The organism is Shewanella atlantica (assembly GCF_003966265.1).
GTDB lineage: Bacteria > Pseudomonadota > Gammaproteobacteria > Enterobacterales > Shewanellaceae > Shewanella > Shewanella atlantica.
Map to the genome: position 1 here is coordinate 581,072 of NZ_RXNV01000003.1, position 12,285 is coordinate 593,356.

Below are 12,285 nucleotides of genomic sequence, written 5' to 3' on the forward strand. Positions count from 1 at the left end.
AAAAAAGAAGCGCTAAAACAGTGGAATTGTGAATTTTCCCCATAAAAAAAGGCCATACACTGTATGACCTTCAAAAAAATGACCAGCTTCTAGTTAGCCATAGATAAATTTTGCAATAAACAGCGCCGCTAAAACCAGTACACCTACACTCAAGTCTCGGTATCGTCCACTCAAGAGCTTAATGACGGCATAAGAGATAAAGCCCATCGCGATACCCGTAGCTATCGAGAAGGTCAATGGCATCAAAATACAGACCACGACGACAGGCGCCGCCTCAGTTAAATCTTCCCATTCAACGTGAACCAGACCCGACATCATCAAGATAGCCACGTAAAATAGAGTTCCCGCGGTGGCGTAGGGCGGCACCATTCCCGCCAGTGGCGACAGAAACAAGGAGAATAAAAACAGCATGCCTACCACGACAGCTGTTAATCCTGTACGGCCACCCGCACTCACACCGGCTGTACTTTCGATATAACTCGTAGTCGTCGATGTGCCCAGCATAGCGCCGGCAATCGTCGCAGTGCTGTCAGCAGTCAATGCTCGATTCAACCTCGGAAGACGCCCCTTATCATCTAAAAATCCTCCGCGCTGCGCCACGGCAACCAGTGTCCCGGAGGTATCAAACAGATCTACAAACAGGAAGGCGAAGACAACCGAAAGCATACTCACTTCCAATACACTGGAGAGATCCATCTTCATAAAGGTGGGCATGATAGAGGGAGGGGTCGACATCACCCCCTGATATTGAACATCACCAAACAGGATACCTAATACAGTAATAGAAAGAATACTCACAATAACGGCAGACTTCATGCCGCGGTGTACCATGGCAATGATCAAAAAGAAGCCCAGAATGGCCATCACAGCAGGAAAAGCGGTCACATCCCCCATGGTCACCAGGGTCGCCGGACTGGCAACGACAATCCCGGCACTTTTCAACCCTATCAAAGCAAGGAAAAGACCGATACCGGCCGCAATACCCAGACGGAGCGACATAGGAATACTATTGACAATCCACTCTCTGATCTTAACCAGAGACAGGACCAGAAAACAGATACCCGACAGGAAAACCGCCCCGAGTGCTGTCTCCCAGCTATAACCCATCTCACCGACAACCGTATAGGTAAAAAATGCATTCAAGCCCATGCCCGGTGCTAGCGCAATGGGATAGTTAGCCACAATCCCCATAATCAAACACCCGATGGCGGCAGCAAGACAGGTCGCAACAAAGACGGCGCCATGGTCCATTCCGGCGTCGGCCAGCATCATGGGATTAACAAATATAATGTAAGCCATTGTCAGGAAAGTAGTTAATCCAGCCACGACCTCCTGTCTTAATGTGGTTTGATTTTCTTTTAATTTAAATAATTTTTCTAACATGGAACTGCGTTCCTTTTATTTTTTATTGTTGTAAGTAGGGTGTATTGTCACGCTCAGATCTGAGCTTATAAAAGTGTAGGTACAAAACAAATGCAAATAAGATAGGAAAGGATACCTAAAATCTATTTACATTTTCCGACGATTATAGGGGGTTTACTCTAGTGAGGCTAGCGCAATAAAACTGGGGAGCTGGTACGTATCAGTATTTTTATGAACAAACTGCAGACAAAAAAAAGCCCGCTCATTGAGCGGACCAATACTAAACTTTAAGTGTTCCTCGAGGGAAGTGTTACTTTGATAACCAATGTCATCTTCAGTCTTCATAGCTTAAGGGGTCAAAGTTATGCTGACTAACGTAACCACTTAGGGACTAGTTAGCCCTTAACATTCATAGTGTACAACCCGCCACGCAAAGCATCGGTACAGAACCAAGTGTTTTGCCAATAAACGTGCTGATTTCCGGTATAAGACATAGTCAATACTCCTAACAAAGTTGTAATAAAATTACTCTAGTCAAACTGGGCCAAACTTGCTAAACAAAGCAGCTAAAAAGCCTTAGAGTCAACTTGTCGCTCGATTCCATGGAGAGTTATCCATCCTGGATAGACCTAGAGGTGGAAGGCGTCATTGCCTAACCAACGAGACAAATTATACTCAAATGTAATTTTATTACAAGATATATTTTAAAAATAGTACGATTTAGCCCATTTCTGTAATTTTACAACACCTAATATAGTTTTCCTTGATTCACACTAACGTCACTTATGGCGGTGCCCTTTAGCCTGAAAAGACTGACAACATCTCCATCGCCTCCCCATGCATAGAGGCATTCCATAAGCTGTAGTCCTCAATCTCAAAAGATCACCACCTCTTTAGACATGACGCCGCCAGCTGTATATCGATTTTCTTAGCTGAGTTTTATGGCGTGAAGTTACATTGGTTATTTAATTATTTTGCTTGGGAGGGGAAATAAACAAAAAAAAGCCCGCTCAAAGAGCGGGCCGAGACTAAATCAAGTGTTCCTAAAGGAATGAGTTACCGCGCTAACAGTTGCACTAACATTTCGATCTTAAGATCAATATGTTACTTGAGTCTAAACATCCCAAAGGGATAAGGGTCAATAGATGGTAATTAGCTTGAGGGGTGGTTAGCCCTTGAAGCCGATGGCGTATAACCCGCCACGTAATGCATCAGTACAAAACCAAGTGTTTTGCCAATAAACATTCTGAATTCCGGTATAAGACATAGTCGATACTCCTAACAAAGTTGTAAAAAATACTCTAGTCAAACTTGGCTTAGCTAGATAACACAGTAGCTGTCACGCCGCAGAGTCAACCTGTCGCTCAATTCCCTGGAGAAGCATCCTTCCTGGATAGACTTAGAGGTGGAAGGCGTCATTGCCTAACCAACGAGATAACTATACCTCTAATGTAATTTTATTACAAGTTTTATCTGAAATTTACTCTATATTCGCCATACTATGTAATTTAACAACAAAACAGATAAGCGCTGAGCACGATGGAGATTAAATAGAGATAGAGGCTTGAGCGCCGATCACCTTCAAATACGAGCAGCCAAGAGACCGAACAACTGATAGACGACTGTTACTAGTGACAAGCAAAAAGCAGACAAAAAAAAGCCCGCTCAAAGAGCGGGCAAAGACTAATTTCAAGTGTTCCTAAAGGAAAGAGTTACCACGCTAGCAGTTACACTGGCATATCGATCAGATGATCAAGATGCGACTTGAGTCTAAATATCCCAAAAGGGATTAAGGTTGATGGATGATGGAAACTACTTAAAGGGGTAGTCAGCCCTGTAAACCTTAAAGGATTAACCTTTAGCGTTCATTGCAAATAAGCCGCTACGCAAAGCATCGGTACAGAACCAAGTGTTTTGCCAATAAACGTGCTGATTTCCGGTATAAGACATAGTCAATACTCCTAAACAAAGTTGTAATAAAATTACTCTACTCAAATTTGGCTTAACTTACGAAATAAAGTAGCTAAAAAGCTGTAGAGTCAACCTGTCGCTCGATTCCCTGGAGAGTTATCCATCCTGGATAGACTTAATGATGGAAGGCTCAGTGCCTAACCAACGAAATCAATTATAGTTAAATGTAATTTTATTACAAGCTTTTTTTGACTTACATCTAAAATCGGCTACTTTGCGTAATTTAACCACAAAAAGGTTCTTTTTAGACTAGATAAAGTCCATATCGGTGAAGAAGATACAAAAAAGTTTCAGATAAATGATAAAAAGTAATCAAAATAAAAAATAGGTGCAGCGATAAAGAAGGGAAAGACATCATACTTTGCAAACTAGCCACTGCAGGTGACACCCAAGCATCACCTGCAGCTACAGGATAACCTTATTCTCTAACCATATGCCTGTACAGCCCCACCAAAGGCGCAGCCGTCGGCTTGCCGTATTGTGGATGACCTTCGGTCGCACTCCCAGCTATATCGACATGGGTATAAGCCAGTGGTGTTTTTGAAGCACTGCCATGAAGACTTAAGCCTGAAGCTTGCAGAAGAAACGCCGCCGGATATTGATGTCCTCTGGCGGTAACCGAAGAGGGAGCATTATTTGAAGAGAGTATATCTGCAGCACCTGATGGATCTATTATCTTGGCAAAATCCTCCCGACGCAGTACCGATTGCTCAACTGGTTCCCCCCATGCTTGCCCTTCACTTGCGATGCTCGCAGCGATACCGGCTTGCTTTGCGACCGCATTCTCGACCGACGCGGTATAACCACCATAACAGCGGACAACGTGGCCAGTAAGCGTGGCAACAGAGAAGAGTTCAGGCTTTATCGCTTTTTCAGCCTTAATCCTGAGATGAGACAGGAGATCTGCTAATACTAAGCGCCCTTCTGCATCTGTATTTCCAATTCTGACTCTTACCCCTGCGTGGCTGGTAATTATCTCATCGGTCACAAAAGCTTCACTGCCAATACTGTTTCTCACCAAGCCAAGCTCAGCGACGACTCGAATACCTTTAGGCTTAAGCATAGATAAGGTTTTCATCAAACCAGCAACGGCAGCGGCGCCACCTTTATCGCGGCTCATACCTGCCATGCCACCAGCAACCTTAATATCTGCTCCGCCGGTATCATAAACCACACCTTTACCGGCAAAGAAATAGGTGCGTTCGATAGCCCCCTCTCCCACATACTCTAATTTCACGACACGTGGTTGATGTCTCGACACCGCAAAAGATGAACGTCCGACAGCGCTGAGTAGAGGATAATCACGCTCCAGGACATCTCTATCTTCGATCACACCGACCTTTAGGCCTGAGTCCCGATAGGCTGCAACACAATAGTCGGCAAATGCAGGCGCCGACATTCGCTCAGGCTCGGTACCACAAAGATCTCGTGCCAGCGTTCGTCCGGCCTCGATGGCATTCAGGCTCTGGGATGCTTTAGATGAGTTGAGTAAACCAATAGCCTCAAATGCCGGATGGTCTCCTGTAGCTTCGCGTAGTTCAAGCGCCTGCCATAGCTCCTGACCGCAAGCAAGCGCTGCCACCTCTGATGCGAATTGATATCTGAGATCACCATTTTTCGCCACCAGCATTAACGGGCGCGTTGCACCGGCGTCCTTAGCGAGCTTGATACCGGCTCTGGCAGCATCGGCAAATACTCTGACATCTTCGAAATCATCAATACTATTTTTCACCGGAGTGATGATGAGTCGTCCACCGGCTAAGCCTGGGGCAAACAGTAGCGTCGGAGAATGGCCGACACGCTTATCTACCTTAGCCCCGTGATCGGCCAACAGTGAAATCTCATCGAAACCAGTTTGGGTAATATCGGCAGCCACGACAACCAGGGCATCCCAACCACTGCCTTCAAAAATTGCATCGTCACCTTGTACATCAACAAAATTAACCTGAGCCATGAACCATCCTTTTGCTTGTGAGATCAAATCGATATCTTTGCTGGCAGTGAGTACCGAATCGAATTTTGATAACCTCGAACCTATTTTTCTAAATAGTTGCCGGGATTAAAATTATCTAGTTTGGCCAAACAATATGCACTTAAACCCTCCTCAATGCCAAGCTCTTTTGTCGAGCTTTTTCTCAGGAAGGAATCACAATGGCAACTTTCGCTGACACTTTAATTACCGGCAGACAGTCACTGCTGGCAGTCATCTCCGAAAGTCCCCCAAACACTGTGGTAAACTATGGCCATTTTTAGCCTCATCGACTTTAAAAGAGGAGTCATCAGTGACAGCAATAAGTCAATTACAACCTCAAGCCCTATGGCAGTGGTTTGAACAAATCTGTGCAATCCCACATCCGTCAAAACATGAGCAGGCTTTGAGTCAGCATATTCAAGCTTGGGCCAAAGATAAGCAGCTCGAACTGGTCGAAGATAAAGTCGGTAACCTCATTATTAAGAAGCCTGCCACAGTGGGAATGGAAAACCGTAAGGTTGTTGCCTTACAGGCTCATATCGATATGGTGCCGCAGAAGAACTCTGATAAGGTTCACGATTTCGAAAAAGACGCCATTGAGCCTTATATCGATGGCGAATGGGTAAAAGCGACAGGAACAACCTTGGGTGCCGATAACGGTATCGGTATGGCGTCGGCGTTGGCGGTTCTTGGCTCTGATGATATTCCCCACGGTCCACTTGAAGTCCTGCTGACCATAGATGAAGAAGCGGGAATGACCGGAGCATTTGGTCTGGAAGCGGGGTACCTAGATGCCGAGATCCTTATTAATACCGATTCCGAGCAAGAGGGCGAGATCTACATGGGCTGTGCCGGTGGTGTTGACGGACAGATTAGCGTGCCTATGGTTTGGCAAGCTCCTGAGCAAAGTAACTCAACCTACACCTTAACCCTTTCAGGCTTGAAAGGTGGCCATTCAGGGGTAAACATTCACCTTGGGCGCGGTAACGCGAATAAACTATTAGCTCGCTTCCTATTTAACCATGCAGACGAATTAGCCTTAGAGTTAACGAACTTCACTGGTGGTTCTCTTAGAAATGCTATTCCACGTGAAGCCTCGGTAAGCTTTATGCTACCGGCAGAAAACATCACCAAACTTGATGCCCTGACGAAAGCGTTTCAGGCGCTAGTAAGAGAAGAGCTTGCCATTGCCGATCCGGACATGGTGCTGGAGCTAGTCGAAGCCCCAGCGGCAAAACAAGTGATGAGCGAAGATGCTCAGAATATGCTTATCGACTTGCTTAATGCATGTCCAAATGGCGTTATTCGCATGAGTGATGAGGTTGAAGGCGTTACAGAGACATCACTAAATGTAGGTGTGATTAGCACTGAAGCTGAAAGCGTTGAAGTACTTTGCTTAATTCGCTCTCTTATCGATTCAGGACGTCAGGAAATTGAAAGTGTTTTGACTTCACTAACGAACCTGGCTGGTGCGGAAATCCAGTTTAGCGGCGCATATCCAGGCTGGAAACCTGATAACAGCTCACCGGTAATGGCTTTGGTACGCGAAACCTATGACAGCATCTATAACAAAGAGCCTGTTATCATGGTTATTCATGCCGGACTGGAGTGTGGACTGTTTAAGAAGCCCTACCCTGATATGGACATGGTCTCTATTGGCCCAACCATTCGCTACCCACATAGCCCGGATGAGAAGGTGTTGATCGAAACGGTAGGTCAGTACTATAAACTGCTGTTGGCCGTACTGGAACGTATTCCAGAGAAAGGTTAAGTTTATCAGGCCCTAGGCTCTAGAGCCTAGGGCCTATTACTTCTTAGAGTCCTAGGCTCTAGGAACTCGAACCTAGTACCTTCACTTAAAATCCAAGGTCCATCTGCGACTCTCTCACTTCATTCTCTTCCGCTCTGTCATTATCAGATTGACTCGCTAAGCCTACCGAAACACCAAGTAATCGAATGCCGCGTCCCTGCTGCCGCTCTAACGCCTGGGAAAGTAAATCATAAAACAGCTTTACAGACACCTCATCACTTCGATGTTCTATGGTTGTCTGTTTAAAATCATTAAATTTAAGCTTAACGACCTGTTTATGGATGGTTCGCTCTTTGGCGCTACGCTTTATTCGAGTCGCTAACTCCTGGATCAACTGGGGCATTACCCCCTTACATTGCTCTAAGCTGTATATATCTTTAGCCAGCGTCGTCTCAACGCCCACAGACTTTCGCTCCCTGTGGGGAGAGATATTACGGGTATCGATACCTTGTGCACGTTCAATCAACACGGAACCAAATTTTCCAAATCGCTCAATTAAAGCCCTTTGTGGATATTCCTGCAGATCGCTACAGGTGATTAAGCCGATATCCTCAAGTTTTTTGCCCGTCACCTTACCGACCCCGGGGATCTTGGTGAGTGGCAAATCCTTTACGAACGCCGGGATCATATTGGGCGTTATCACATACTGGCCGTTAGGCTTATTCAGATCGGAGGCAATCTTTGCAAGAAATTTAACGGGGGCGATACCGGCAGAGGCTGTTAAGCCGGTAATGTCAAAGATCTCTTGCCGAATGGCTTCGGCTATTAATGTTGCCGAGCCCTGACACTGAGTGCAATCTGTAACATCGAGATAGGCTTCATCGAGTGAAAGTGGTTCTATCAAATCTGTGTAACGAGAAAAAACCTCCCTGATCTGCGCCGACACCTCCTTGTAGACTGACATACGACCCGGCACCAATATCAGGTCGGGGCAGAGCTTCAGGGCATAACCCGAGGCCATGGCCGAGCGAACACCAAATTGCCTGGCTTCATAATTACAGGTACTGATGACACCACGTCGATCACTTCTCCCTCCCACAGCTATGGGTTTCCCCCTTAACTCAGGAAAATCTCGCATCTCCACAGCGGCAAAATAACAGTCCATATCGATATGAATGATTTTTTTCACTAAACTAAATTCACAAATAGCACCTAGCCAACAAGATACTGTATATTTAAACAGTGCTCAAGTGTAAGCGCACAAAAACCGGAAAGCCCCCTAAGGCTCCTCTGTTAGTATCAGCGTAATTTAGCGAGTTCATATTCGGGGTTAGCTAGCTGTTGGCTGTAAACTCAATTGAGATTAAAACTGTTCGTAGATCATCTTCAGCTCATCATCGGTCAGCTTGACCAAGTCAGATACGGGGGCAATAGTGGTTCTGGAGTTAGCAAGCTGTAGTTCGAGAGATTCGATACGCAACTTTAAGTTAATGATTAAGTCGCTGACATTATCATGAGTCTTCTCAACAGATCTGCCATTAATCATTGTCATGCCTCAGCTCAAATTAATTCCATAGGTATATTGTAAGAATAAGGAAAGTAACTGAATAAAGGCTGTACAGTGGTAGATATCTCAGGAAAAGATGTGGATCATTTTGTATCAGGTTTTGACCTGATAAAGAATAAAATGACAGATTGAAAAAGCAGTTTGTCGGATGCACCTTGCCAAGCCCGCCGGGTCTATTGCCCTACTTGACTTCCCTTATGCAGCCATAAAAAAGCACCTTTACTAGAAGTGTTAGTTAAGGTGCTTCATTGTGACGATTTCAACCAGACTAAAGAATACGATTCTTGTTGAGCTTTTCTAATCGCTCTTCTTCGGCCATTTTAGCCTTGCGATTTTCACATGGGTCATCGCAATCACACGCTTTCTCAATTCCAAGTGCGCCTAACCCACCGCAACTACCGGCGACAGCAGTGCGTTTAACCATATAACCGATCGACATCAATAAAAAGAACAGCAGTAACACTACAAATGCCGCTATAAATGTACTCATTATGCACTCCAACAATAGCGTGATTAGAACATTATACCATCAAATCACTATCGAACACGTTAAAGCTATCATCCTGACACGCAGTTAACGCTTAAAATACGACCTATTCACCTATAAATGGCTTAAAGGCATCGCTATAAAAAACTTTGAAACCGTCATCTTGCTTTTCGATCAGCATGATAGCTAACCCCTCTTGCTTAGCAAGCTCCAGTGACGCTTGTGTCCCCATAACCATCATAGCCGTAGCGTAACCATCAGCCACCATAGATTGTTTATGTAAGACGGTGACCGACGCTAATCTATGATCGATAGGATAACCGTCGCGGGGATCGATAAGGTGAGAGAATTGACGCCCCTTTTCCTCATAATAGTTGCGGTAATCGCCGGAGGTTGCAACTGCCATATCGCCCGGAGAAATCACCTGCTGTATCTCCCGGTCATTGACATCGGGTTGTTCAATGGCGACGCGCCAGGGCGAGCCATCAATTTTTTGACCAAATACGCTTAGCTCACCACCAACCTCAACCAAGTAACCCGATACCTGATACTTATCGAGCAGAGCGGCGACAACATCGACACCGAAGCCCTTAGCTATCGATGAGAGATCAACATACAAGTCGGGGTTGGTCTTACTAAGCTTGTTGCCATCGAGGTTCAGGTATTCGATGCCGGTCTTGGCTTTCGCAACAGAAATGACCGCCTGAGAGGGCAATTTAGTCGGGCGTTTGTCAGGACCGAATCCCCATAAATTGACCAGGGGTCCCAAGGTGATATCCAACGCACCACCTGTTACCTTATACAGACGTATCCCCTCGGCAATAACAAATGCGGTATCTTTCGATACGGTCACTGTCTCTTCATGGTTCATCTTGTTAAAGCGAGACAACTCAGAGTCGGGTCTATAAGTCGACATCTGATCATTGACCTTTTCGAGTGCCAGATCTATCTCGGCTTGTAACAGGTTAGCCTCGGGAAGTTGTTTATTAGGAACAACTTTGATGTGATACGTCGTGCCCATGGTATTACCCGACAGCGACACTATTTCAGCTGGTTGAGAGCAGCCTGAAACAAAAAAGGCTAGCCCAATAAGAGCTAACCAGTTTACTAAGGTCTTTTTCATTTTGACCTGGATCCTTAATCACTATTCTACTTATGTTCGTCTGTTTCGAAGATAGAAAAGTGCACATGATAAATTATCTATGTCCACTTTTCCCGTTCAAATCAGATGAAAACGACTTCAGCAGATTCTAGCTTTATAAGAAGTAATTAGCCACCGAAGTCATCCAACAGGATGTTTTCATCTTCGACACCTAGATCTTTAAGCATACCGATAACTGCGGCGTTCATCATTGGAGGACCACACATGTAGAACTCACAATCTTCCGGCGCTTCATGGTCGCGCAGGTAACTTTCATAAAGCACATTATGAATGAAACCAGTCTTACCTTCCCAGTTGTCCTCAGGCTGAGGATCAGAAAGTGCAACGTGCCAATCAAAGTTCGGGTTTTCTGCAGCTAAGCCATCAAAATCTTCTACATAGAACATCTCACGCTTAGAACGAGCACCATACCAGAAGCTCATCTTGCGGTTAGTCTTAAGACGCTTTAGTTGATCGAAGATATGAGAACGCATAGGCGCCATACCTGCACCACCACCGACAAATACCATCTCATTATCAGTCTCTTTAGCGAAGAACTCACCAAACGGACCCGAGATTGTCACCTTATCACCCTCTTTAAGGCTAAAGATGTACGAAGACATCTTACCGCAAGGCAGAGTCAGGTTACGTGGAGGAGGCGTCGCAATACGTACGTTCAACATGATGATACCTTCCTCTTCAGGATAGTTCGCCATTGAATATGCACGGATTGTCTCGTCATCAACTTTAGATTCTAAATTGAAGAAACCAAAGTGCTCCCAATCGCCACGGTATTCTGCAGGAATATCATAATCTGCATATTTAACGTGATGAACAGGTGCTTCAATTTGAATGTAACCACCAGCACGGAAAGGTACTGAGTCACCATCAGGGATTTGAAGCTTAAGCTCTTTAATGAAAGTGGCCTTGTTATCGTTAGAGATAACGGTACATTCCCACTTCTTAACGCCGAAGATCTCTTCTTCAAGCTCAATTTCCATATCGGTTTTCACGTTTACCTGACAAGATAAACGACAGCCCTCACGAGCCTCACCTTTACTGATATGGTCCATCTCAGTTGGCAAGATATCTCCACCACCTGATTTAACGTGTACTTTACACTGACCGCAAGTACCACCACCACCACAAGCACTGGAAACGAAAATACCGCTCTCAGCTAATGCACCCAGTAGCTTACCACCTGCAGGTAACTTGATGCCCTTCTCAGGGTCATCATTGATACCAATTGTAATGTCACCACTGTTCACTAACTTTGACTTGGCAAATAAAATGATTAGCACCAAACCTAAGACAATAGCGGTAAACATACTCACACCAAGGTAAACCTCAAGTGGAGTAGATTTAAGAATATCCATTAACTTATCCTTAAAAGTCCGAAATAGGAACCCGGAGGGTCCCTGTTATAGGGACACACCAGAAAACGACATGAATCCAAGCGCCATAAGACCCGCTGTAACAAAGGTAATACCTAAGCCACGTAGTCCATCAGGCACATCAGCATATTTCAGCTTTTCACGGATACCAGCTAACAAGACGATAGCTAATGCAAAACCAAGCCCAGAACCTACACCAAACACCATACTTTCTATCAGGTTGTAATCACGTTCAACCATGAAAGATACCGCACCAAAAATTGCGCAGTTTACGGTGATAAGTGGGAGGAATATTCCCAGAGCGTTGTAAAGTGGCGGGAAGAACTTATCCAACACCATCTCAAGGATCTGTACCAGTGCAGCGATCACACCGATGAAGGTGATAAACTTCAAGAAACTCAAATCGGCTTCCGGAAGACCAGCCCAAGCCAAAGCACCCGGCGCTAACAGCCCCTGATAGATGATCTGGTTAACCGGAACTGAAATCGCCAGTACCACAACTACAGCAATACCCAATCCCATCGCAGTGGTCACTTTCTTTGAAACCGCCAGGAATGTACACATCCCCAGGAAGAAAGAGAGTGCCATATTCTCGATGAAAATAGAGCGAATTAGCAAACTAATATAATGTTCCATCGCGC

General features: G+C 45.2%; 9 protein-coding genes. 1 reads left to right on the top strand and 8 read right to left on the bottom strand.

From position 1 onward, the window contains the following. Positions 1–93: 93 nt before the first annotated feature. The gene (locus tag EKG39_RS11040) at positions 94–1,383 is read right to left on the bottom strand and encodes an NCS2 family permease (RefSeq protein WP_126505788.1); all 1,290 of its coding nucleotides are present in this window, start codon (positions 1,381–1,383) and stop codon (positions 94–96) included. Positions 1,384–3,751: 2,368 nt separating this feature from the next. Next, a complete protein-coding gene (locus tag EKG39_RS11045) occupies positions 3,752–5,287 on the bottom strand; it encodes a M17 family metallopeptidase (RefSeq protein ID WP_126505789.1) in 1,536 nt (511 codons plus the stop codon). Between the two features lie 328 nt (positions 5,288–5,615). Here EKG39_RS11045 and EKG39_RS11050 point away from each other — a divergent pair, with 328 nt between their 5' ends. Next, positions 5,616–7,076, top strand: coding sequence for an aminoacyl-histidine dipeptidase (locus tag EKG39_RS11050; protein ID WP_126505790.1), 1,461 nt, complete (start codon positions 5,616–5,618; stop codon positions 7,074–7,076). 85 nt (positions 7,077–7,161) lie between these two features. On the opposite strand, the gene dinB is transcribed toward EKG39_RS11050, so the two are convergent. The 6 genes from dinB to nqrE form a co-directional block, all read right to left on the bottom strand. Next, positions 7,162–8,244, bottom strand: a complete 1,083-nt coding sequence (dinB, locus tag EKG39_RS11055; protein ID WP_126505791.1) for a DNA polymerase IV — start codon at positions 8,242–8,244, stop codon at positions 7,162–7,164. 174 nt (positions 8,245–8,418) lie between these two features. Further along, entirely contained in the window at positions 8,419–8,607 is a 189-nt protein-coding gene (locus EKG39_RS11060) for a hypothetical protein (protein WP_126505792.1), read from the bottom strand. Between the two features lie 283 nt (positions 8,608–8,890). Then, a complete protein-coding gene (nqrM, locus tag EKG39_RS11065) occupies positions 8,891–9,112 on the bottom strand; it encodes a (Na+)-NQR maturation NqrM (protein WP_126505793.1) in 222 nt (73 codons plus the stop codon). Between the two features lie 103 nt (positions 9,113–9,215). Beyond that, positions 9,216–10,232, bottom strand: coding sequence for an FAD:protein FMN transferase (locus EKG39_RS11070; protein ID WP_126505794.1), 1,017 nt, complete (start codon positions 10,230–10,232; stop codon positions 9,216–9,218). A 146-nt stretch (positions 10,233–10,378) separates the two neighbouring features. After that, entirely contained in the window at positions 10,379–11,626 is a 1,248-nt protein-coding gene (nqrF, locus tag EKG39_RS11075; RefSeq protein ID WP_126505795.1) for an NADH:ubiquinone reductase (Na(+)-transporting) subunit F, read from the bottom strand. Positions 11,627–11,671: 45 nt separating this feature from the next. Beyond that, positions 11,672–12,280 carry an NADH:ubiquinone reductase (Na(+)-transporting) subunit E gene (nqrE, locus tag EKG39_RS11080; RefSeq protein ID WP_126505796.1) on the bottom strand — a complete coding sequence of 203 codons (609 nt, stop codon included), beginning with the start codon at positions 12,278–12,280 and terminating at the stop codon, positions 11,672–11,674. Between the last annotated feature and the right edge of the window lie 5 nt (positions 12,281–12,285).